This is a genomic window from Ruegeria sp. AB7 (assembly GCF_056542625.1).
In genome coordinates, this window is record NZ_JBQGAC010000002.1 from 15065 (window position 1) to 36330 (window position 21266).

Annotated in this window: 24 protein-coding genes; 5 read left to right on the forward strand and 19 right to left on the reverse strand. The window is 57.1% G+C overall.

Translation table 11 applies throughout. The annotated features are described in order from the left end of the window. Positions 1-172 precede the first annotated feature (172 nt). From rplL to rplK, 6 genes are all read right to left on the reverse strand, one after another. Positions 173-547: a 50S ribosomal protein L7/L12 gene (gene rplL, locus ACR0EN_RS06000; RefSeq protein WP_010441182.1), complete on the reverse strand. Its 375-nt coding sequence runs from the start codon at positions 545-547 to the stop codon at positions 173-175. Between the two features lie 80 nt (positions 548-627). After that, positions 628-1146, reverse strand: coding sequence for a 50S ribosomal protein L10 (rplJ, locus tag ACR0EN_RS06005; protein WP_010441181.1), 519 nt, complete (start codon positions 1144-1146; stop codon positions 628-630). Between the two features lie 515 nt (positions 1147-1661). Then, positions 1662-2582 carry a hypothetical protein gene (locus ACR0EN_RS06010; protein ID WP_170818451.1) on the reverse strand — a complete coding sequence of 307 codons (921 nt, stop codon included), beginning with the start codon at positions 2580-2582 and terminating at the stop codon, positions 1662-1664. Beyond that, positions 2579-3247 (reverse strand): class I SAM-dependent methyltransferase, encoded by a 669-nt coding sequence (locus ACR0EN_RS06015; RefSeq protein WP_480585722.1) that lies wholly within the window; start codon positions 3245-3247, stop codon positions 2579-2581. Before ACR0EN_RS06015 ends, ACR0EN_RS06010 begins: the two co-directional genes overlap by 4 nt. Before the next feature lie 304 nt (positions 3248-3551). Beyond that, positions 3552-4250, reverse strand: coding sequence for a 50S ribosomal protein L1 (gene rplA / locus ACR0EN_RS06020; protein WP_010440987.1), 699 nt, complete (start codon positions 4248-4250; stop codon positions 3552-3554). Position 4251: 1 nt separating this feature from the next. Next, positions 4252-4701, reverse strand: coding sequence for a 50S ribosomal protein L11 (rplK, locus tag ACR0EN_RS06025; protein ID WP_010440985.1), 450 nt, complete (start codon positions 4699-4701; stop codon positions 4252-4254). Between the two features lie 381 nt (positions 4702-5082). Between rplK and ACR0EN_RS06030 the strand changes: the two genes are divergently transcribed. Together ACR0EN_RS06030 and ACR0EN_RS06035 are read left to right on the forward strand one after the other, a co-directional pair. Further along, on the forward strand, positions 5083-6324 hold the full coding sequence (locus ACR0EN_RS06030; RefSeq protein ID WP_480585725.1) for a peptidoglycan-binding domain-containing protein: 1242 nt from the start codon (positions 5083-5085) through the stop codon (positions 6322-6324). Positions 6325-6419: 95 nt separating this feature from the next. Beyond that, a complete protein-coding gene (locus tag ACR0EN_RS06035) occupies positions 6420-7607 on the forward strand; it encodes an adenylate/guanylate cyclase domain-containing protein (RefSeq protein ID WP_170398596.1) in 1188 nt (395 codons plus the stop codon). Positions 7608-7654: 47 nt separating this feature from the next. Here ACR0EN_RS06035 and nusG read toward each other — a convergent pair whose 3' ends face one another. From nusG to ACR0EN_RS06070, 7 genes are all read right to left on the reverse strand, one after another. Beyond that, complete coding sequence (nusG, locus tag ACR0EN_RS06040; RefSeq protein ID WP_152459924.1) at positions 7655-8188, reverse strand: transcription termination/antitermination protein NusG; 534 nt, start codon at positions 8186-8188, stop codon at positions 7655-7657. 192 nt (positions 8189-8380) lie between these two features. After that, on the reverse strand, positions 8381-8578 hold the full coding sequence (gene secE / locus ACR0EN_RS06045; RefSeq protein WP_170398600.1) for a preprotein translocase subunit SecE: 198 nt from the start codon (positions 8576-8578) through the stop codon (positions 8381-8383). An 80-nt stretch (positions 8579-8658) separates the two neighbouring features. Then, on the reverse strand, positions 8659-8817 hold the full coding sequence (ccoS, locus tag ACR0EN_RS06050; RefSeq protein WP_074737762.1) for a cbb3-type cytochrome oxidase assembly protein CcoS: 159 nt from the start codon (positions 8815-8817) through the stop codon (positions 8659-8661). Between the two features lie 5 nt (positions 8818-8822). Next, positions 8823-11000 carry a heavy metal translocating P-type ATPase gene (locus ACR0EN_RS06055; protein WP_170818449.1) on the reverse strand — a complete coding sequence of 726 codons (2178 nt, stop codon included), beginning with the start codon at positions 10998-11000 and terminating at the stop codon, positions 8823-8825. A 2-nt stretch (positions 11001-11002) separates the two neighbouring features. After that, the gene (locus ACR0EN_RS06060) at positions 11003-11461 is read right to left on the reverse strand and encodes a FixH family protein (RefSeq protein ID WP_170398607.1); all 459 of its coding nucleotides are present in this window, start codon (positions 11459-11461) and stop codon (positions 11003-11005) included. Positions 11462-11463: 2 nt separating this feature from the next. Further along, complete coding sequence (gene ccoG, locus ACR0EN_RS06065) at positions 11464-12891, reverse strand: cytochrome c oxidase accessory protein CcoG (RefSeq protein WP_170425751.1); 1428 nt, start codon at positions 12889-12891, stop codon at positions 11464-11466. A 111-nt stretch (positions 12892-13002) separates the two neighbouring features. After that, positions 13003-13881, reverse strand: coding sequence for a LysR family transcriptional regulator (locus ACR0EN_RS06070; protein WP_170425753.1), 879 nt, complete (start codon positions 13879-13881; stop codon positions 13003-13005). Positions 13882-13982: 101 nt separating this feature from the next. Here ACR0EN_RS06070 and ACR0EN_RS06075 point away from each other — a divergent pair, with 101 nt between their 5' ends. Beyond that, entirely contained in the window at positions 13983-14141 is a 159-nt protein-coding gene (locus ACR0EN_RS06075; RefSeq protein WP_170398617.1) for a hypothetical protein, read from the forward strand. Positions 14142-14292: 151 nt separating this feature from the next. Here ACR0EN_RS06075 and ccoP read toward each other — a convergent pair whose 3' ends face one another. From ccoP to ccoN, 4 genes are read right to left on the reverse strand one after another with little or no spacing between them, the layout of a single operon-like run. Continuing rightward, positions 14293-15156 carry a cytochrome-c oxidase, cbb3-type subunit III gene (gene ccoP, locus ACR0EN_RS06080; RefSeq protein WP_170398621.1) on the reverse strand — a complete coding sequence of 288 codons (864 nt, stop codon included), beginning with the start codon at positions 15154-15156 and terminating at the stop codon, positions 14293-14295. After that, complete coding sequence (locus tag ACR0EN_RS06085; RefSeq protein WP_170398624.1) at positions 15153-15365, reverse strand: cbb3-type cytochrome c oxidase subunit 3; 213 nt, start codon at positions 15363-15365, stop codon at positions 15153-15155. Before ACR0EN_RS06085 ends, ccoP begins: the two co-directional genes overlap by 4 nt. 11 nt (positions 15366-15376) lie before the next feature. Continuing rightward, positions 15377-16105 (reverse strand): cytochrome-c oxidase, cbb3-type subunit II, encoded by a 729-nt coding sequence (gene ccoO, locus ACR0EN_RS06090; RefSeq protein WP_170398627.1) that lies wholly within the window; start codon positions 16103-16105, stop codon positions 15377-15379. A gap of 14 nt (positions 16106-16119) precedes the next feature. Beyond that, positions 16120-17727: a cytochrome-c oxidase, cbb3-type subunit I gene (gene ccoN / locus ACR0EN_RS06095; RefSeq protein ID WP_170398630.1), complete on the reverse strand. Its 1608-nt coding sequence runs from the start codon at positions 17725-17727 to the stop codon at positions 16120-16122. A 192-nt stretch (positions 17728-17919) separates the two neighbouring features. Here ccoN and ACR0EN_RS06100 point away from each other — a divergent pair, with 192 nt between their 5' ends. Further along, positions 17920-18759 carry a universal stress protein gene (locus ACR0EN_RS06100; RefSeq protein WP_480585728.1) on the forward strand — a complete coding sequence of 280 codons (840 nt, stop codon included), beginning with the start codon at positions 17920-17922 and terminating at the stop codon, positions 18757-18759. A 42-nt stretch (positions 18760-18801) separates the two neighbouring features. On the opposite strand, the gene ACR0EN_RS06105 is transcribed toward ACR0EN_RS06100, so the two are convergent. Together ACR0EN_RS06105 and fnrL are read right to left on the reverse strand one after the other, a co-directional pair. Continuing rightward, positions 18802-19056 (reverse strand): GlsB/YeaQ/YmgE family stress response membrane protein, encoded by a 255-nt coding sequence (locus ACR0EN_RS06105; RefSeq protein ID WP_170398637.1) that lies wholly within the window; start codon positions 19054-19056, stop codon positions 18802-18804. Positions 19057-19095: 39 nt separating this feature from the next. After that, positions 19096-19839 carry a transcriptional regulator FnrL gene (gene fnrL / locus ACR0EN_RS06110; RefSeq protein ID WP_170406526.1) on the reverse strand — a complete coding sequence of 248 codons (744 nt, stop codon included), beginning with the start codon at positions 19837-19839 and terminating at the stop codon, positions 19096-19098. Between the two features lie 61 nt (positions 19840-19900). Here fnrL and hemN point away from each other — a divergent pair, with 61 nt between their 5' ends. Continuing rightward, positions 19901-21256, forward strand: a complete 1356-nt coding sequence (gene hemN, locus ACR0EN_RS06115) for an oxygen-independent coproporphyrinogen III oxidase (protein WP_170398643.1) — start codon at positions 19901-19903, stop codon at positions 21254-21256. The last annotated feature ends 10 nt before the right edge of the window (positions 21257-21266 follow it).

The window sequence follows — 21266 nt, forward strand, 5'->3', positions numbered from 1 at the left end:
GTCCGGATCAATTCGTGACCACCGTCCCGAAGGTGGCCTCCCGATCCGAAAACCGTGTCTTAGAAAACGCCCCAGACAATGAGGCCCTTTCTAAGACAGGTTCGGCTGGACCCGGATTTCTCCGGACCCAGCCAAATTTTGCGGCGCATCAGCGATGCACCTGTCGGTTGGCTTAGGCCAGCTCGACTTCGGCGCCAGCTGCTTCCAGCTTGCCTTTGACTTCTTCGGCTTCGTCTTTCGACACGCCTTCTTTGATCTTGCCGCCAGCTTCGACCAGCTCTTTGGCTTCTTTCAGGCCCAGACCAGTGATGCCGCGAACTTCTTTGATCACGTTGATTTTCGAAGCGCCGGCGTTCTTCAGAACGACGTCGAATTCGGTTTTTTCTTCCTCAGCTGCGCCACCGGCGTCGCCACCAGCTGCAACCATTACGGCGCCGCCAGCTGCGGGCTCGATGCCGTATTCGTCTTTGAGGATGGTTTTCAGTTCTTGTGCTTCCAGCAGGGTCAGACCCACGATGCTTTCTGCGAGTGCTTTCAGATCAGCCATTGTATTAGCTCTTTCCGTTTTACAGTGTGTGTTCCAACGTCAGGGTGGTTCCCCTACGCAGATCATTCAGTGCCAACCGCTTACGCAGCTTCCGCCTTCTCTTCGATGGTGGAAAGGATGCTTGCGATGTTGCTTGCAGGTGCGCCAATCGCGCCGGCGATGTTCGAAGCAGGTGCGCCAATGCAGCCAACGATCGAAGCAATAAGCTCTTCACGAGACGGCATTTTCGAAACTGTTTCGACGCCTTTGCGGTCCAGAGCGTTCTCGCCCATTGCACCGCCGAGGATCTCAAAATTCTTGTTATCCTTGGCGAAGTCCTCGGCCACCTTGGCAGCTGCCACGGGGTCCTCGGAATAGGTCAGAACGGTCATCCCTGTCAGCAGGTCGGCCATGCTTTCACACGGCTTACCCTCAAGGGCGATTTTGGCGAGCCTGTTCTTGGCAACACGCACGGCACCACCCGCGTCACGAGCACGTGCGCGAAGGTCCTGCATCTCGGCAACTGTCAGACCGGCGTAGTGCGAAACCACTACGACGCCAGAGCTTTCGAAGATTTGGCCGAGTTCCTCGACCACTTTCTCTTTCTGGGCTCTATCCACAGTTCTCTCCAAGTTAGGGGCGATATCTCACCCCGGCTCATATTTGCCGCAGCTTTCGCTCCGGCGTTCAGGTCCGTTGTTACGGGATTGGCCAAAATGCGCCCGAGGATCGTGACCCTCAGAATTCTTTGGTCTTACCCGTCTCAGGCAGGGAATTAAGGGGCCAGATGAACCCACCCACCGTCTTGGACGAAACAAAATAAAGCGCACGACGAATCGCACGCTTTATTCCGCAGGTCTACTTAGGACAGATAGGCCGGGTTTCCAAGAGGTAAAATTAGGCGGCTTGTACCTCCCGCGCAGGGGTTGCCACATAGTTGAAACTGTTCTGAGGCATCTCGGTTTCCAGAAAACGAGCCGACACTAAGGCTTGCGGATTTCGCTGCGCGCACCATAGCTACACGCTTGCTAAAACATCGCTCAATATCTGTGCGCAGAGCTGGCCAAGCATTCTGCCAACTAACCGCTATCGTGCAAATGCGGTCGCTGCTTGAGGGCACGGTGGCGGGGCGCTTTCAACCGCCGGTAAAGTCGTGCCGAAGCATAGGTGCAAACTTGCGGCGCGCAGTCCGCCAACGGAAATGAAAAAGCGGGTCCGGTATTCGCCAGTTTTCACCGTAACTCTGAGCCAGCAATGCTGGCGCGTCCTGCGGCAGCATGATTTCCCCACCATTAAGTGATTTTAGCGGGAAAATCGCGCTTTCCGGCAAGTCGTTGAGTGAGTACGGGTACACGCTAAAGCGCCCGTTTTCCGTCCATGCTGGAAATAGATCTATATCAATACCCAAATTATTTTTAACTTTGAAGATTGGTATATTACGCTTTAACGAATTGGTATCCAGGCACTCATTGGCGAGCAACTCTCGCTGATAATCAATCCATTTTTCAGCGACGCCTTCAAGCGTAGACTCACCCAGATGCACTGCAAAATCGACATCGTCGTCGTGACCAATCAATCCACCCTCTCGAACGAGACCCAACAACGCGCCAGCGTATAGAATGATCGGCCTCCCTAAACGAATTACGGGTTCAAGCTCGGCGTCAAGTTTTGAAAAGATATCATCGCCAGCCTTTTCTCCGAATGTTCTGTTATAGCCATGTGGTGTAATGTAATCGGGGTGTAGCGTCTGCTTCACGCGCTCAAAAAACGAGGCAAAGCGCGCCTCCATACCCTGTTCTGCATAGCGAATTTCCATATGCTTCAGCCTACCGTGCGTCCGGGCAGGCTTTAATCTTCTGTGGCAGCACAAAAGAAGAAATGTCTCTTCCCAATCATCATAGAGCGACTGGTTCTCCAAGCGCATTATGGGATCCTTTAGCGCCTCAACCGCAAGGCGCGTTTTGCGAGGTCGTGGTAGTGCCGTTTGGGCCGCAGCATGCGTAAAAACATGCTCGCGAAGCGACGCGAGCTCCTTGATCAATTCTGCTTCTGTCATTGTGTTTTTTCATAGATCGCGCGGGCGACGATCGCATCTTCTGTTTTATATTTTGCGAAACCACTGCCTTCGACGCCATAACACTTTCGGAATTCTGAGGCTTCCATTTTTGAATCCAGATCCGTCGCACTTACGTATCGCCGGAAATGCGGCGCCGCTATTTTCGTTGTGGCTCGGTCCGCCAACGTTCGATATTCGAACGCCACGACATCGCCAAGTCTACACCCGCTCCGCAGCGCCCGGATCAGAGCATCTTCTTCATCATCTGTGATCGCATGCAAAAAGAACCGAGCGTAAACGCAAACGGTTTCAGATCGTCGCTCGGACAACACACGCTCAACCAATCCATCTTCGAGATTGGTCTGAACAAATTCAAGATCGTCGCCGCCCTGCTTTTGTGCATGCTTTTGCGCTGACGCGATCGCTGCCTCAGACGCATCCATGCCGGTCACTTTGAACCCGTGTCGTGAAAAGAAAAAACTGTCACGGGCATTCCCACACCCTACGTCAATGACATGTGACTGCCGATCAATCTCATTTGCCACAAACGCTGCGAATTGCGACGGCAAGGTAAGCTCCCATGACCCTGCCGATTTCGCATAAAATTGGTCCCAAAAGGCGCGTCGATCTTCTGGAAGTGATTTCTGACGAATATTTTGGTTCATTGATGGGTATTCTCGAACAGCTACTACACGACATTGGGGGAACTGTGTCAGACCGCACCCCCTAGTTCAATCGCTTCTTTAGCCACCGCTGCTGAGGCATTGAATCTATGTTTGTGCGTATCGCTGCTTTTTAGTCAGCGTAGCTGTAACCGGGTTTGAAATTGGCAAAACTTCAAGATTTCAGTTGATGTGCAAGCAACCACGCTATCACACAGCTACAGCCTGTTTCTCATGTGGCACGCAATAAAAATCCCGGGCAGTTCTCACTACCCGGGATCAAGTTCTCACAGCTTAACGCTAAGGCTTATTCGCCCGCAGCAGCCGCCACGTCCAGAGTCACACCCGGGCCCATGGTCGAGCTCAGCGCGATTTTCTTCATATAGGTGCCTTTGGCACCCGACGGTTTGGCCTTCGCAACAGCCGAGATGAAGGCACGGACGTTTTCGACCAGCTTGGCTTCGTCGAAGGACGCTTTGCCAACACCGGCGTGCACAACGCCGCCTTTTTCCGCCTTGAACTGAACTTCACCACCTTTTGCTGCTTCCACAGCCGCTTTCACGTCCATGGTCACGGTGCCAACTTTGGGGTTCGGCATCAGGTTGCGGGGGCCGAGCACTTTGCCCAGACGACCGACGATCGGCATCATGTCCGGGGTTGCAATGCAGCGATCAAATTCGATGGTGCCGCCCTGAATGGTTTCCATCAGGTCTTCCGCGCCAACGATATCTGCGCCCGCTTCTTTCGCTTCGTCTGCCTTGGGGCCACGAGCAAATACAGCAACGCGCATCGCTTTGCCGGTACCGTTCGGCAGGCCAACAACGCCGCGAACCATCTGGTCTGCGTGACGAGTGTCAACGCCAAGGTTCAGAGCGATCTCGATGGTCTCGTCGAATTTCGAGGTCGCATTGCCTTTGACCAGGGAAACGGCTTCTTCGACCGACAGGTTTTCCTTGCCAGCGACAGCTTCGCGCGCAGCGCGGGTACGTTTACCGAGTTTTGCCATCTTACTTCACCTCGATGCCCATTGAGCGGGCCGAGCCCAGGATGATCTGCATTGCGCCTTCGACGTCGTTGGCGTTCAGATCTTTCATTTTGGCTTCGGCGATTTCACGAACCTGCTTCGAGGTCACGGTTGCCACGGTCTCACGACCTGGGTTTTCCGCACCACGAGGGCGGTTACGCTTGCCAACCGGCTTCAGACCAGCTGCTTTTTTCAGGTAGTAAGACGCGGGCGGCGTCTTGATGTCCATGGTGAAGGACTTGTCCTGATAGTAGGTGATCACGGTCGGGCACGGAGCGCCGGGCTCCATGTCTGCGGTCTTGGCGTTGAACGCCTTGCAGAATTCCATGATGTTGATGCCGCGCTGACCCAGCGCCGGACCAACTGGCGGCGACGGGTTCGCCTGACCTGCAGGAACCTGCAGCTTCATTGTACCAGCAAGCTTCTTGGCCATTTGGTTTTCCTTTCAACTTAGGTGAAACGCGTTTCACCCAGACTATGTTGCGTGGTCCGATCCGGGATCGCGATCCCAGCAACCTCCCACGAGAGAATCTCGCCCGAAGACGATAGGGGCGGCACTTACAGCGGAACGGCGGGGTTGGCAAGTGGCCTGCCCTGCTCTCACACATCGAATCAAGCCCCCAAGTGGGTCTCATACGCTCACGGCGTACAGATCGTTACTAACAAGGTGCGACTGACAACTCTTAAGAAATTAATATCAATGCAGAATCTGCGCGATGGTTGCGGGATGGTCGGGTTTCCGCCACCCCCCTCACCTCAATACTCGCAGCTGTGCTATACTCGACGAAATTAGTATTTTTGGTGGAGGTTAATTATGATCATCCGTTTATTAATAACAGTTGGCATCGCGCTGTCATTTGCGGCGTCTTCTCCTCAGACCGCGCGGGCCGATGCTGGCGAGATACTGGGCGGTGCTGTGGTTGGTGGCGTCATCGGCTACGCTATCGGCCGGGATCAGCAGAGAAAACAGCAGGCCCGGACGAGGTCAACAACAACACGCACCTATCGCCCCGGAATTCCGTCGACCACACAAGGGGCGCAAACCCAAACCGCGCTCAACTATTTTGGCTACAACGCCGGTCGCGTTGATGGTCAGGTCGGTCGTGGCACGCGGTCTGCGATCGAACGCTATCAGGTCTCGATGGGCTACCCCATGAATGGCTATGACTTCCAGCCCTATCAGCGCGACTTCCTGATGCAGGCCTATTACTGGGCGACAAGCGGCGGTCAGACGACAACTCAACTCGCAGGCCAACCGCTTTTGATGGAATACCGTCGGCAGATACAAACCGGCTCTGCCCTGGCTGCTGCCCCTCAGGCACCAGCACAAGCCCCAGCAACCACGATTCCGGTTGTGGTTCCTCAAGCTCAGGAACCAGAGCCCGAGGCCAAAACAACTGAAACAGCCTCTGCCAGCCTGCCAAGCCTGTTTTCCGGCGGGACCGGCGGCCCATCGCTGGCCAATCGGTGTAGCGGGGTGATGCTGCAGACCTCGACCAACGGGGGCTACACGACACTGTCAAATATGACGGATGCCGATTTTGCCCTCAGCGAACAGTTCTGCCTTGCTCGCAGCTATGCAATGGCGCGTGGCGAAGATCTGATGGCGGATATCCAGGGGCTGACGCCGGATCAGGTGAGCGCACAATGCGACTCGTACGGTGAAATGTTGGCACCGCAAGTTGATGCGCTGTCGATCAGCTCGAAGGCAGAAGCTGAAACCCAGGTACGCAAGCTTGCGCTGGACTCGGGCCTTAGCCCCGCTGATCTTGCAGCGACAAGCAAAGTCTGTCTGTCGATGGGCTACCGTCAGGACAACATGGACACGGCCGTCGGTTCCGCATTGATGCTAGTCGCGATGGGTGAGCCTGCCTATGGAGAGTTGATCGGCCACCACCTGCGCGAAGGCTTTGGTGTGCAACAGCGTCGCGATCTTGCGATGCAGTGGTACGATGCGAGCCTTTCGGCGCTGGATGCCGGTTCGCAGGCCGTCTTCCTGCCATCCCAGACCGACCGCCCGCAACTGTTGCGTGCGGCTATGGTTCAAGCGCAGTAAGTCGCGCACTCAGTCGTTTCAGCCACTGCGAGGCTGATACAAATAACGCCGCGGTGTCTGTTTGCATCGCGGCGTTCTATCTTGAGGGTGCCACTATGCCGACCCCACCGGAACCGATCCCAAAACAGGACAAGATCGACGCTTTGATCGAGTGGATGGTTGACGGTGCCCGCCCAGCTGGAAATGCGGTCGATATCATCGAAGGTATCTGTACCCGTCTGCTGGATGCCGGTGTCGCCATCGACCGGTTCGGTTTGTTCATCTGGACGCTGCATCCCAATCTGATGGGTCGACGTTTCCTGTGGAAAGCGGACGCTGGCGTTGATCGGGTCGACGCGCCGTCTCAATTGTTCAACGAGGCGATCTACACCGATAACCCCCTGCCGCATGTGATCGAGCGTCAGCAACCCATCCGCCGCCATCTGGAAGACCCCAGCTGCCCCGAGGATTACATCATTGTCGGCGAATTGCGCGAGCAGGGCTTCACCGATTATCTGGCGCAACCGCTGATCTATCTCAACGGCGATACCCATGTCTGCACTTGGTCAAGTGCCACGCCCGGTGGGTTTTCAGAGAGTGATCTAGCGATCCTGAGCCGGGTTCGCGGTCCGCTCGCCCGCCTGACCGAGACCTATATGCTGCGGCTCGACGCGACCTACCTGCTGTCGACCTATGTCGGCCGCAACAGTGGCGCCCACATTCTGGACGGTAAAGTACATCGCGGTGATGGCAGCAAAATCGAGGCCGTTATCCTGTTTGCGGATCTCAAGGGATTTACCCGCCTTTCGAATTCGGTTTCCGGCGATACGCTGGTCCGGCTGCTGAATGACACGTTTGATTGCCTTGTCCCGTCGGTCATGGACCACGGCGGAGAGATTCTGAAGTTCATGGGCGACGGCTTTTTTGCCATCTTCCCAACCAGCACGGATCTTCCGCCAAAGGTGCAGATTCAGGCCGCCATCGCAGCGGTGCGCGAGGGTGTGGCGTCGCTGGCCGAGGCCGATTTCCAGCACAAGCTAGGCGTACGGACTGCGATCCATCATGGTCGCTTCCACTATGGAAATGTAGGTGGTGGGGATCGGCTGGATTTCACGGCCATCGGTCCCGACGTCAATTTGGCGGCTAGACTTGTAGCGGCGGCCACAGACTTGGATTGCGACCATGTCCTTTCGGATACAGCCGCAGCGTTTCTGCCGGAACTCTGCGAACCGGTCGGAACTGTATCACTTAAAGGTTTTGGTGAGGATCAAACTGTCTGGCAGATGAGCACGCCCCAAACGTAAAAAGGGTGCCCATAAGGCACCCCAAACGATGGTTCGATGGAAACCAATCAGCTCTGCTTGGTGACCTGCGTAAAGTCCAGCTCGACCGGTGTTTCGCGGCCAAAGATCGAAACCGAAACTTTCAGTTTCTGGTTCTCGTCGTCCACACCTTCGACCATGCCGTCGAAATCCTCGAACGGGCCGTCGTTGACCTTGACCTTCTCGCCGACCTCGAAGCTGATCATCAGCTTGGGCGCTTCTTCACCTTCCTGAACGCGGTTGAGGATCTGGTTCACCTCGGCATCGCGCATCGGCATCGGGCGGCCCTGGGGGCCCAGGAAGCCAGTAACGCGATTGATCGAGTTGATCAGGTGATAGCCCTGATCCGACATTTCCATGTGTACCAGCACGTAACCCGGCATAAAGCGACGTTCGGTGGTGACCTTCTTGCCCCGGCGCACTTCGATCACCTCTTCGGTGGGCACCAGTACCTCGTCGATATCGTCTTCAAGGCCCTGCTCAGCCACCGACGTGCGGATCTGCTCTGCGATCTTCTTTTCGAAATTCGAAAGAACGCTGACCGAATACCACCGTTTCGCCATGAACCTGTCGTCCTTGTTTGCCTTTGGGCTGCGACGCATCGCGCCCTTCGTTGAAATCCTATTGCGTCACCCGGAATAAAAAGCGGCGCGCAGCCCGATTCGCCGCACGCCCATTCCGAATAGTCATGTCACCTACTCTGACATCGCAAGCTGTGCAAGGGGGCAGTCGCGTTTCGGCTTGCCCAAACCGGCTTAGCTGAACGCGCCGAGTACCAGTTGCAGACCGCCGCGAATGCCCAGATCAACCAGCGCAAAGAACACAGCCGTCAGCGCAGCCATGATGAACACCATGACCGTGGTCAACAGAACCTCACGACGGGTCGGCCAGACGACCTTTGCGACTTCGGCGCGGACCTGCTGAATGAACTGGATCGGGTTTAAGGTTGCCATGAGGCTACAATCTCTCTTCTAGCGGATGGGCCGGACATAGCCGGGCATTGCGGCAATTTCAAGGGCTGTTGACGCCTCTGTCAGGGCTTGGGCTTGTCATCCCATTCGTCGCTTAGGATACGGCGCGCATCGCCTTCCGGATCCTCATACTGGTTCGAGCGGACCGTGTAGATAAACGCAACCAAGCCAACCCCGCCCAAAAGCAGGGAAATCGGGATCAGATAGGCAAGCACTTCCATCAGAGTTACCTCAGCCGCAAGGCGTTCAGCGAAACAGTAATCGACGAGGTCGACATCGCCAATGCCGCAATAAGGGGTGTCGCCAACCCGGCAACGGCCAGCGGGACCGCGATGATGTTATAGACAGTGGCGATCCGGAAATTCTCGCGAATCCGACGGGTCGCCCTGACGGCTGTATCGCAAGCCTCAGCGATTGGGGACAGATCATTGCCCAGTAGCACGATATCCGACGCCACCCGCGCGGCATCCAAGGCGCTGGCCGGAGAAATCGACACATGCGCCGCCGCCAATGCCGCCGTATCGTTCAGCCCATCGCCGACCATCAGAACGTGCCGACCCTGATCACTCAGCTGCTGCACCTTGGCGGCTTTGTCTTGAGGCAAGGCCTGGGCGATGCAGTTCTCAATGCCAAGCTTGCCCGCCAAGGCCTGAACCGCGCCTTGCGTATCGCCGGAAATCAGGATGACGTCTTTGCCAGCAGCGCGGAAAGCCGCGACCGCCTCGGCAGCGCCTGCGCGCAGACTGTCGGTAAAAGTAAAGCGCGATGGCGTCCGCGATCCGATTGCGAGCCAGGCTGCGGTCTGCTCACCATATTCGCCGCCGACCCAGGCCGCTCGACCCAGCCGGACCTGCTGATCACGGTAAACGCCCTCAGTGCCATATCCCGGCACCTCAACAACATCGTGCAACTTGGCAGGCTTGATCCCGGCCTCACGCGCAGCCTTTGCAAGGGCAAGCGACAAGGGGTGCGAAGACGCTTCGGCTAATGCCAGAGCCACTTGCAAATCGCTACGCGAATGATCACCAAGGTTGGTCAACTCAGGCGCACCGGATGTTAGGGTTCCGGTCTTGTCGAACACCACCGTATCCACTTCGGCCAGCCGTTCTAACGCGGTCGCGTGTTTGATCAGCATGCCACTGCGGAACAATCGGCCTGATGCTGCAGTGGTTACCGCCGGCACTGCCAAGCCCAGCGCGCAGGGACATGTGATGATCAAAACCGCCGCAGCGATATTCAGCGCCGTCCGGATATCGCCCGAATAAATATACCATCCTAAGAAGCTGAGCGCGGAGAGTATATGCACCCCCGGCGCATAAAGCTTGGCCGCCTTGTCTGCCAGCGAGGTATACCGTGACCGGCCCGATTCAGCGATGGCTACCAGATCCGCCATACGGTGCAGCGAGGTATCTTCCCCGACTGCCGTCGCACGGATGGTCAGGGGACCGGTCAGGTTAACCTCACCTGCACTGACGTTCAGCCCGGCCTCGGCAAAGACCGGGAGGGTTTCCCCGGTCAGCAGCGACCGGTCCAACTCGGACAGGCCCGAGATGATTTCGCCATCCACTGGCATGCGCCCTCCGGGGCGAACCAGAATCAGATCACCCACGTTAAGGCTCGCCACCGCCACTTCCGCTTCGGTCCCATCCACTAGCCGGATGGCGCGCGGGACCTCCAGCGCGGTTAGTTCTTCGGCAGCCGAACGTGCCGCGGCACGGGTGCGATAGTCCAAATACCTGCCTGCTAGCAGGAAGAACGTCAGGGTCAAAGCCGCGTCGAAATAAGCATGTTCACCGCTGAGTGCAGTTTCCCAAAGCGACGTGACCAGAGCCAGCAGGATCGCCAGAACAATCGGCACATCCATATTCAACCGACGCACGCGCAGCGCGCTCCAGGCGTTGGAAAAGAAAGGCTGGGCCGAGAATGCAATTGCAGGCAGCGCAATCGCCGCCGATATCCAGTGGAACATGTCGCGCGTCGCATCGGTGGCGCCGGACCAGACCGACACCGATAACAGCATCACGTTCATCGAAGCAAAACCCGCCACTGCTAGCCGCATCAGCAGATCGCGCCCGGCCTTATCGGTTTGCGTAGCCGAAAGCGCACCCGGATCCAGTTCGTGGGCTTCAAAGCCAGCGCGCTCCAACACCGGGATCAGATCGGCGGCGCGCGTGTCCGGTGCCGCCTTGATCATCGCGCGTTTCAGCGTGAGATTGACCCGCGCGTCTTCAACGCCGGGATGGGCATTCAACTCACGCTCGACCGTAGAGATGCAGGCCGAGCAGTGGATGCCCGGCAGCGACAGCGCGATCTGCACATCCTCTGGGATTGGCCGCGCCGCTTCTGCCGGGGCTGCGATGCAGCCAGGACAGGCTGCCCGAGATGGGGTGGCTTGCGCAACCATCTCTAACCTTTCACATACAGGGGCACACGTTGTGCGAACTCGGCACCATCTTTTGCTTTGGCCACAAGGCGAATGTTCCAGTTCCCTTTGCCCAGGGCAGCTGGAGCGGCATAGGCGATGCCATCAAAAGTAAAGTCCGGCGAGAAGTCTTCCTTCACATGGGTGGCGCGCCCCACCACGGCCTGCAGATCTGCCACTTCAACAGGGGAACCGGTCTGATCGGTTATGTATAGCACCAGCAGCCCTCCGGTCAGCTCGGCCTTGATGTTCCAACCCAAGGCCTGCTGTTCCTTCAAACGTTCATTGAACTCCTGGCTGGCTACATAGGAGTTCTTCACCTCAAGCCCCGGAAAGGTCTTGATTGCACTATAAGCCAAGACAAGGTTCACCGTGATGATCACGCCAAAGGCCGCGACAAATACCGCCAATGCGTGTTTGCCTGTGAATTGACGTTCTGCCATTCTCAGCTTCCTCGTCCGTTGAAACTGGTATCCTTGTAGGCTCGCTCACCACTTTCCAGATCTTCGACCCAGATGCGAACCGAGGTGCTGTCAGCCGCCGCAGGGGCAGTACCCTGCGGAGCGGTGATATAGACGCGGGTCAATTGTGCCGTATCTGCAGTGACATTAACAGTCTCGCCTTCAACACCTTCGATTTCAATCTGCAGCGAAGGATCGCCCGCAATCGTCAGTTTGAATGGCCGATCCACGCCATGTTTGTTGCGCAGGCGTACATCATAGGTGTTACGGATCGTGCCATCTGAGAGGGTAACGAAAGTCGGGTTCCGCACCGGCGCAACCGTCAAATCGATATCCGAACGAATGAACAGCGCAAAGAGCAGTGCAAATCCGACCAGTGACCATAGCGCCGTGTACAGGATCGTGCGCGGACGCAGGATGTGTTTCCAAACGTTTTTGGGTGGCTGACCTTCGCGTTCGCGGGCCTCATCACTCAGCGCCATGTAATCGATCAGACCACGGGGCTTGCCTATCTTGGCCATCATGTCATCGCAGGCGTCGATGCAAAGCGCACAGGTAATGCATTCCAGTTGCTGACCGTCTCGGATGTCGATCCCTACCGGGCAGACATTGACGCAAGCCATACAATCGATGCAATCGCCCAGCTCGCTGTCAGCCGTACGTTTGCCTTTGCCGCGTGGTTCACCCCTCCATTCGCGATATCCGACGACCAGGGTATCCTCGTCCATCATCGCGGCCTGAATGCGCGGCCATGGGCAGGCGTAGATGCAGATTTGTTCGCGTGCAAAGCCACCGAAGAAAAATGTGGTGCCGGTCAGAATCAGCATCGTCGTATAGGCCACTGGATGCGCGTTTCCGGTGACCAGATCACGCGCCAGAGTTGGTGCATCCGCAAAATAGAAAACCCAGGCGCCACCGGTTGCGAGCCCGATGAAGAACCAAGCGACCCACTTGGTCAGGCGCAGCCGCGCCTTGCGGAAATCCAGCTTTTTCTGCCTGTGCAGACGCAGGCGCGCATTACGGTCGCCCTCGATCCAGCGCTCGACAAGGATATACAGGTCCGTCCAAACCGTCTGCGGGCAGGCATACCCGCACCAGACCCGCCCAAGCGCCGAGGTGAACAGGAACAGACCCAATCCTGCCATGATCAGCAGCCCAGCGACAAAATAGAACTCGTGCGGCCAAATCTCGATCCAGAAGAAATAGAAGCGGCGGTTCGCCAGATCCAGAAGAACGGCCTGATCCGGAAGGCTTGGACCGCGATCCCACCTGATCCAAGGCGTCACATAGTAAATGCCCAGCGTCACCGCCATGATGATCCATTTCAGATTGCGAAACGGGCCGGACACACGTCTCGGGAAAATCGGCTCTCTGGCGGCGTAGAGACTGGGGGTGGGATTGGAATCGCTCACAGGCTGGCTCCGCAACTGGCTATTCTGAGTGTGTGTTCTTCCAGATCACGAGGCAAGGGACTTTGACATGGGTCAAAACGCGCATCGTGCAGACACCTTTAGACGCGCGAATTACTGCTGGCTTCGCGCTTCGCGCCTCAGCCAGTTGATGAAGATTTTCACGGATCGCCTAAGAGCTTGTTTTTGCGTAACTATATGATACCCGCGCGTATCCGGCTCGGCGAACAGTTCGACGATGCGGCCCGCTTTGATGTCCGCTTCGACGAATTGTCGCACAGTGACGGTGACCCCTTGTCCAGACCGCAAACCATCCAGCAGCAGGTTACCGGGAAGCTGCGTACGCCCCGCGCCGCGTTCGGGTCCGACACCTCTCTCAGTCAGCCATTTTGTCCCCTCAGTCGTGCCAATTTCTTCAAGCCACGGCAACTGCGCAAGTTCTGCCGGGGACCAATCGGTCTTGTTACCCAATAGTGTGGGTGAGGCGACGATGACCATCGGCGTCTGCAACAACATCTCACACTCCACCCCCGACCAACCGCCGGCGCCATAACGGATCGCTACATCCACGCCACCCGGTTGCAGCTCGACCACCTCAAAGGTTGGATCTAGGATCAGGTTTACGTCGGGATGCGTCGCGCGGAAACTCGGCAGTCGCGGCATCAGCCAAGATGCAGCGAAGGAAGACGTCAGCGACACATGAACCGGGCGGTCCCGAGCCGAGCGAGCCAGATCACCCACAGCAGCCTCGATCGCACCAAATCCAAGCTGCAGGGCACGGGCCAGATGCTCACCTTCCGCGGTAAGTGTCAGCGCTTTGCCTGTTCGGTCCAGCAGAGCCGCGCCCAGATGTTTCTCGAGCGCGCGAAGCTGCTGGCTGATTGCAGCGTGGCTAACATTGAGCGCAGCACCGGCCTCGACAACACTTCGCTTCTCAGCGAAGGCGGCAAAGGCCCTGAGAGAGGCCAACGGTGGCAGTGATAGCCAGTCCATATGTAAACCCTACTTACACATTGAAATGGTAATTGAGTCGCATTCGGCGTGCGAAAGGTCAATCTTAAAGCTCAGAAACAACTCTGCACAGGAGGGAAACCATGCTGACCGTATTCGCCAGATCTTTTTTGAACGCGACACGCATCAATACGCCTCACATCTACGATGCGCCAAAGCCGGGCCGTCGCAAGCGGCGCTGGCTGCCCGAACATCATTGGTGGAGAGAAAACCCGCGCGATGTAAATCTGAACGATCTTTGATGCTGGGTTGAATGCCGTATCTGGACCGGCAGAGATTGCAGCCCTATTGTTTGAAAATCGGCACCGGCTGTTCTGGAAACGCGCGAACAGATGGAACAGCCGGTGCCTCGACCTTCGGGCGGGAGACCGCCCGGAGGTGTTCTTTTAACCCTTACTGACCGCCACCCAACTGGTGGACATAGGCCGTGACAGCGCGAATCTGCGCGTCGGTCAGGCGATTCTCCCACGGGGGCATCACACCAAAGCGGCTGTAGGTGACCGTCTCGGTCAGGGCCTCTTGGCTGCCGCCGTAAAGCCAGATCGCATCGGTCAGATTCGGCGCACCCTGGGAAACGTCGCCTTTGCCGTCATCACCGTGGCAAGCCGCGCAGTTGTCTTCGAACACAACCTTGCCTGCCTGCGCCGCCGCGTCATCGGTCTGGGCGTTGGTCAGGGACATGACGTATTGAACCACTTGAGTGATCTCATCCTTTTCGAGGATCTCACCAAAGGCCGGCATCTCGGAATAGCGCGCGTCGTCGCTTTCCTCGTTCCGGATGCCATAGGCGATGGTGTACTCGATATCCTCAAGCGAGCCGCCCCACAGCCAGGCATCATCCAGCAGGTTCGGGAAACCCGGCGCACCCTGCGCGCCCGATCCGTGGCACTGCGCACACCAGGTTCGGAACACAGCGCCACCAGAGTTAACTGCGTATTGTTGCAGCTCCGCGTCGGCCGAGATTTCTTCCAGCGGCGTTTCCACCAACTTGGCATTCCACGGCGCATTCGCTTCTTCGAACGCGACCATTTCCTGCTGCACCAGCTCGCGCGAGGACCACCCCAGCACACCGGCGGTTGCCGATTGAACCAAGGGCCATGCGGGGTACATGATCGTGTAGATCACGCCCCAAATGATGGTCGCGTAAAAGGTCCAAAGCCACCAGCGTGGCATCGGATTATCGAATTCCTCGATTCCGTCCCAGCTGTGACCCGTGGTGTTAGGATCGCCCGGCTGTTTTTCAGGTGTCTTACTCATTGCCGCGCCTCCTTGGATGTGGCGGGTTTGTCGTCGCCCCGACGGGGCGCTGGGGCATCAGCGTGCCGGAACGGGATGTTGGCGGTGTCCTTGTATTCCTTGCTGGCACCAGGGCGGAAAACCCAGATGATGATGCCAATAAAAAACGAGAACAGGAGCAGCAACATCCAGCTATCCGCGAACTGCCTTAGAATTGTGTATAGTTCCATCACACCCTCCTTTAACGGCTTGCGTCCGGGGTGAAGGTCGAGAAATCGACCAGCGTGCCCAGCATCTGGAGGTAAGCAACCAACGCATCCATTTCAGTCAGCTCGGGCTGACCGTCAAAGTTACGCACATTGACCTTGTCGCCATAGCGTTCCAACAATCCATCATAATCGCTGTCCGGATCGGCCTGCGCCCGAAAATCGGCCTGCGCCTGTTCAAGCATCTCGTCGGTATACGGGGTGCCGACCACGGCATTTGCCGCCATGATGTCACCGATATACTTGCCGTCTAGCTTACGATCCTCAAGGAAGCCGTATTTCGGCATCACTGATTCCGGCACCACCGATTGTGGATCGCGCAGGTGGTCCACCTGCCATTGATCCGAATACCGGCCCCCGACGCGGGCAATATCCGGCCCGGTGCGTTTGGACCCCCATTGGAACGGATGATCATACATGGATTCAGCCGCCAGCGAGTAGTGGCCATAGCGTTCAACCTCATCACGCATCGGGCGGATCATCTGGCTGTGGCAAACATAGCAGCCTTCGCGCAGATAAACCTCACGCCCCGCCAGTTCGAGAGGGGTGTAAGGGCGCATGCCCTCCACCTTCTCGATGGTGTTCTCAAGATAGAACAGGGGCGCGATCTGTACGATGCCACCGATGGTCACGACCAGAAAGCTGAAGATCAGCAGGAGGGTCGCGTTGGTCTCGAGGATCTTGTGTTTGTCGAGAATTGCCATTGCTCCGGCCCTCCTTATTCAGCCGGGACCGCGACGGTCAGGCTGGCCTCTTTGGCCGGCGCTTTCCGTACAGTCATCCACAGGTTGTAGCACATGATCAGCGAGCCAGCGACGAACATCACGCCACCTAGCGCACGCACCACATACATCGGGAACTTCGCGGCAACGGTGTCAGCGAACGAATTCACCAAGAAGCCATTGGCGTCCACTTCACGCCACATCAGGCCTTCCATGATACCGGTGACCCACATCGACGCCGCGTAGAGAACGATGCCAATGGTGGCGAGCCAGAAGTGCCAGCTGACCAGCTGCAGCGAGTAAAGACGCTCACGCTTCCACAGAACAGGGACCAGGAAGTAAAGAGCACCAAAGGTGATCATACCGTTCCAGCCCAGCGCGCCCGAGTGTACGTGACCGATAGTCCAGTCGGTGTAGTGGCTGAGGCTGTTCACAGCGCGGATCGACATCATCGGACCCTCGAACGTGGACATGCCGTAGAAGCCGACCGAAATCACCATCATCCGGATCACTGGGTCAGTGCGTAGTTTGTCCCATGCACCCGACAGGGTCATCAGACCGTTTATCATACCACCCCACGAAGGCATCCATAGGATCACCGAGAATACCATGCCAAGGGTCGAGGCCCAATCAGGCAGCGCGGTATAGTGCAGGTGGTGCGGACCGGCCCAGATATACAGGAAGATCAGCGCCCAGAAGTGGATGATCGACAGCTTGTAGCTGAATACTGGACGCTCAGCCTGTTTCGGGATGAAGTAGTACATCATACCCAGGAAACCGGCAGTCAGGAAGAAGCCCACGGCGTTGTGGCCATACCACCACTGGATCATGGCATCCTGAACACCAGACCAGACGATGACCGATTTCGATCCCCAGATGCTGACCGGGATGGTCATGTTGTTGACCAGGTGCAGCATGGCGACAGTCACGATAAAGGCCAGATAGAACCAGTTTGCCACGTAGATGTGCGGCTCTTTCCGCTTGATGATCGTGCCCAGATAAACAGCCAGGTAGGCAACCCAGACAACGGTCAGCCACAGGTCAACGTACCATTCAGGTTCGGCATATTCTTTCGATTGCGTTCCACCAAGTATATAACCGGTTGCCGCAAGCACGATGAACAGCTGATAGCCCCAGAACACGAACCATGCCAGGTTTCCACCCCAAAGTCGCGCAGCGCTGGTGCGCTGTACGACATAGAACGAAGTTGCGATCAACGCGTTACCGCCAAAGGCAAAGATAACCGCCGATGTATGTAACGGCCGCAGACGCCCGAAATTAAGATAGCCCTGCGCCCATTCGAAGTTCAGCGCCGGAAAGGCTAGCTGGAACGCAATAAAAGTCCCCGCCAGGAACCCGACTACCCCCCAGAATGCGGTTGCGATCACGCCGTAGCGGATCACGTCATCCATATACTCACCAGAGCGGTCGACGAGGATATCTGGCTCTTCCGTGTTTCTAAGCGTCCAGATGAACAGACCGCCGGCGATCAACATCACCAGAATCGCGTGCACCTGATACGCCAAATCCCGTGCGTAGTTAGAGCCGATGGCTGCGAACAGCACCACCAGCCCAAGCACGATCAGCTTGATGTAATTTGACATATTGCGTCCCTTTGCCATGCCTCGCGCGATTCTTCGTGTCACGCGAAACCTTTTTGACTGCATGCTGTAATGCAGCGAGGTCGCCTTTGACGCTTTGATCTGCATCAAGACAAGCCCCTGTTTTCTGTGAGAGGTATTTTGCAGAAACAGACACGCGCTGGCAACGGACAGCGCCGGAAACATGAGGTCGACATGGCATATAAATCCCTTCTGACGGTCATGACGGAAACCAAGCTTTCCCAATGCGCGCTGGCGCAGATGGTGGCTTTGGCAGAAGGGCAGGATGCCCATATCGAAGCGTTGTGCCTTGGCGTCGACCGCAGTCAGACCGGTTATTATTACGCCGGTGCAAACGCGTTGATCCTGCAGGAGACCCTGAGCCGCGCCAATGCCGAAGCGGATGAGATACTCGCCTACGCTCAGGATTATCTGGGCAAGTCGGGGGTGCGCTGGTCAGCCGAAAACGGGGTGGCTCAGATCGCTGATCTCGGGCGACATGTCGCACGTCGCGCACGCTTTTCGGACCTCGTGGTATTGCCGCGACCTTATGGAAAAGACCGCGACGCAGAAGCGGAACCCATCGTCGAGGCCGCCATGTTCGAAGGCCATTCGCCGGTGCTGTTAGTGCCCGATGATAACAAACCGATTTCGGCCCCAAAAACCGTCATGGTGGGCTGGAACGAAAGCGTCGAAGCGATGCGCGCCATCCGTCGCGCGTTGCCATTCTTGAAGCAGGCCGAACTCACACGGATTGTTGTGATTGATCCACCGCGTCATGGGCCGGATCGATCGGACCCGGGCGGTCTGCTATCTCAGATGCTGGCGCGACATGGGGTGAAGTGCGAAATCGACGTGCTCAGCAAGACCATGACGCGCGTCTCAGACATCCTCAATCGCCACGCTGCCGATACCGAGGCCGATATGATCGTTATGGGGGCCTATGGCCATTCGCGCTTTCGCGAGGCCATTTTGGGTGGCGCGACCCGCAATATGCTGGAGCAATCAGAAATCCCCGTGTTTCTGGCCCACTGACGACGCCAACGAACGCAAAAGCCGCCCGTCTCTGGAGCGGCTTTATGTCTTGCGGATCAGGCCGATCAGGAACAGCAGGATCACCGCGCCGATAGTGGCAAAGAAGATCGAAGAGATGAGCCCTCCGCCAACCGCAAAGCCCAGGGCGGGAAAGATCGTGCCCGCCAGAAACGCACCGACAATCCCGACTATAATATTCCCGATCAGGCCGAACCCACGCCCTTCCATGATTTTTCCCGACAGCCAGCCAGCTATCGCGCCGATGAACAGCATGGCGAGTAAACCGCTAAATTCCATAAGGGACTCCCAATTGTTCGAGGGCGGCGGGCTGAGGCATCAGACCAGAAATCCGCCATCGGTATCGTCGCCCGCCTCTTCCATTAGGCGCCCCATATCGGGGATTGTTACATGGCGTTTACCTTCCAGAGTAATGACCTGATCTTTCTTCAAGGCGGAAATCTGCCGGCTGACAGTTTCCAGGGTCAGCCCAAGATAGTCGGCCATCGCCTCGCGCGTCAGTGGCAGGTCAAAGACAATCGGAGCTACCATTCCGGCTTGATGAATCGATGCGTCCCGGCGCGCGATGATCGAAAGCAGGCTGGCAATCTTTTCCCGCGCCGTCTTGCGCCCAAGCACCAGCATCCACTCACGGGCCGCATCCAATTCGTCCAGCGTCATTTCCAGCAGACGCTGCGAGATGTGCGGCGTCGTGATCATCATGTCCTCGAACGGCTTTTTGCGGAAACAACACATCATTAGATCGGTGGTCGCCACCACGTCGTATGGCGCGTTGTCTCGTCCAGGGCGACCCACGAAATCGCTGGGCAGCAGCAGGCCGACCATTTGCCTGCGCCCATCCTCCATCGTCTGTGTCAAAGACGCGATTCCCGACACGACCGAGCCGACAAAATTCATCGGATCGCCGGACCAGATGATTGTCTGCCCCGCCTCAAAGCTGCGGTAGTACTTGATGTTCTCAAGCTCTTCCAGCTCGTCCTTTTCGCAATGCGCGCACACCGCACGATGCCGGATCGGGCATTCTGCGCAATTGGTGTGGTCGAATTGGGCCTTGAGTGTCATTCGCGCTTCCATTTGATTTCGGTCAAAGTACCCTGGGCCCTCCAGCTATAGTCATATCTTTATGACACTGAAACCTCAACTGGCACGGCTTGGACTTTTTGACGCGAAAGTACCGCGTTACACAAGCTATCCCACCGCACCCCACTTCAGCAATGACGTTGGGGCCGATCTGTTTAGCGACTGGATTTCCGGGATTGCTCCGGGCAGTTCAATCTCGCTTTACATCCACGTACCCTTCTGCCGTCGGCTGTGCTGGTTTTGCGCCTGCCGGACACAAGGCACCCAGACTGATAACCCGGTCATTGCCTATGTCGACGTGCTAAAGGCCGAGCTGGACCTGCTGGCGGCACGCCTGCCAGAGGGTGTTACATTGTCGCGGCTACACTGGGGCGGCGGTACGCCGACGCTGTTGAATGCAGACCTGATGCGGGATCTGGCCGCGCGAATCCTTGAGATTGTGCCTTTAGGCCCAGACGCCGAGTTTTCCGTCGAGATCGATCCGAATGAGATCGACGAAGCCCGGCTGGATGCACTGGCCGAAGCCGGGATGAATCGCGCATCGATCGGCGTTCAGGATTTTGACGACGAAATCCAGAAAACCATCGGTCGCATTCAAAGCTATGACACCACCCGCGAAGCTGCCGAGATGATCCGCGCGCGTGGTATATCCAGCCTGAATGCGGACATCCTTTATGGCCTGCCCCACCAGACCAAGGCACGCATGACCGAAAGTGTGCAAAAGCTGTTGTCGCTGAACCCTGACCGGGTCGCACTCTATGGCTACGCGCATGTGCCGTGGATGGCCAAGCGCCAGCAGTTGATTCCATCGGATGCCCTGCCCACACCGGAACAGCGACTGGAACTTTTTGAAACCGCCCGGCGACTGTTCCTATGGGACAATTATGCCGAGATCGGGATTGACCATTTCGCGACGCAGGACGATGGGCTGACCCATGCGCTGCGCGCTGGTCGATTGAAACGGAATTTCCAGGGCTATACAGACGATCAAGCTCCTATTCTGATTGGCTTGGGTGCCAGCTCGATCTCACGCTTCCCGCAAGGATATGCGCAAAACGCACCGGCAACCTCGGCTCATACGAAGGCCATACGCGAAGGGCGGTTCTCGACGTCGCGCGGGCATTTGTTCAAAGGTCAGGATGTTCTACGGTCTCGTCTGATCGAAGCATTGATGTGCGATTTTCAGATCAACTCGGCCGAGATTCTGCGCGATTATGACATTTCAACTGCGGAACTGCAGCAAATGTACGCAACGGCAAACGCGGCCTTCGACGGGTTGCTACGCGTGGATGAAAACGGATTGTTCATACCGCCCGAAGCACGTGCGCTGACCCGCATGATCGCGCGCAGCTTTGACACGTATGATCTGAGTAAGGCTGGGCATAGTTCCGCGATCTGAACACTCTTCG

Coding starts and splice junctions, on each gene's coding strand:
- ACR0EN_RS06015 (WP_480585722.1), bottom strand. CDS start 3,247: ATGAACCAAAATATTCGTCAGAAATCACTTCCAGAAGATCGACGCGCC.
- ACR0EN_RS06055 (WP_170818449.1), bottom strand. CDS start 11,000: ATGGTTGCGCAAGCCACCCCATCTCGGGCAGCCTGTCCTGGCTGCATC.
- ccoO (WP_170398627.1), bottom strand. CDS start 16,105: ATGGCAATTCTCGACAAACACAAGATCCTCGAGACCAACGCGACCCTC.
- ACR0EN_RS06070 (WP_170425753.1), bottom strand. CDS start 13,881: ATGGACTGGCTATCACTGCCACCGTTGGCCTCTCTCAGGGCCTTTGCC.
- ccoN (WP_170398630.1), bottom strand. CDS start 17,727: ATGTCAAATTACATCAAGCTGATCGTGCTTGGGCTGGTGGTGCTGTTC.
- ACR0EN_RS06105 (WP_170398637.1), bottom strand. CDS start 19,056: ATGGAATTTAGCGGTTTACTCGCCATGCTGTTCATCGGCGCGATAGCT.
- ccoP (WP_170398621.1), bottom strand. CDS start 15,156: ATGAGTAAGACACCTGAAAAACAGCCGGGCGATCCTAACACCACGGGT.
- ACR0EN_RS06060 (WP_170398607.1), bottom strand. CDS start 11,461: ATGGCAGAACGTCAATTCACAGGCAAACACGCATTGGCGGTATTTGTC.
- nusG (WP_152459924.1), bottom strand. CDS start 8,188: ATGGCGAAACGGTGGTATTCGGTCAGCGTTCTTTCGAATTTCGAAAAG.
- rplL (WP_010441182.1), bottom strand. CDS start 547: ATGGCTGATCTGAAAGCACTCGCAGAAAGCATCGTGGGTCTGACCCTG.
- hemN (WP_170398643.1), top strand. CDS start 19,901: ATGACACTGAAACCTCAACTGGCACGGCTTGGACTTTTTGACGCGAAA.
- ccoS (WP_074737762.1), bottom strand. CDS start 8,817: ATGGAAGTGCTTGCCTATCTGATCCCGATTTCCCTGCTTTTGGGCGGG.
- fnrL (WP_170406526.1), bottom strand. CDS start 19,839: ATGACACTCAAGGCCCAATTCGACCACACCAATTGCGCAGAATGCCCG.
- ACR0EN_RS06100 (WP_480585728.1), top strand. CDS start 17,920: ATGGCATATAAATCCCTTCTGACGGTCATGACGGAAACCAAGCTTTCC.
- ACR0EN_RS06085 (WP_170398624.1), bottom strand. CDS start 15,365: ATGGAACTATACACAATTCTAAGGCAGTTCGCGGATAGCTGGATGTTG.
- ACR0EN_RS06075 (WP_170398617.1), top strand. CDS start 13,983: ATGCTGACCGTATTCGCCAGATCTTTTTTGAACGCGACACGCATCAAT.
- ACR0EN_RS06035 (WP_170398596.1), top strand. CDS start 6,420: ATGCCGACCCCACCGGAACCGATCCCAAAACAGGACAAGATCGACGCT.
- ACR0EN_RS06030 (WP_480585725.1), top strand. CDS start 5,083: ATGATCATCCGTTTATTAATAACAGTTGGCATCGCGCTGTCATTTGCG.
- rplA (WP_010440987.1), bottom strand. CDS start 4,250: ATGGCAAAACTCGGTAAACGTACCCGCGCTGCGCGCGAAGCTGTCGCT.
- ACR0EN_RS06010 (WP_170818451.1), bottom strand. CDS start 2,582: ATGACAGAAGCAGAATTGATCAAGGAGCTCGCGTCGCTTCGCGAGCAT.
- secE (WP_170398600.1), bottom strand. CDS start 8,578: ATGGCAACCTTAAACCCGATCCAGTTCATTCAGCAGGTCCGCGCCGAA.
- rplK (WP_010440985.1), bottom strand. CDS start 4,701: ATGGCCAAGAAGCTTGCTGGTACAATGAAGCTGCAGGTTCCTGCAGGT.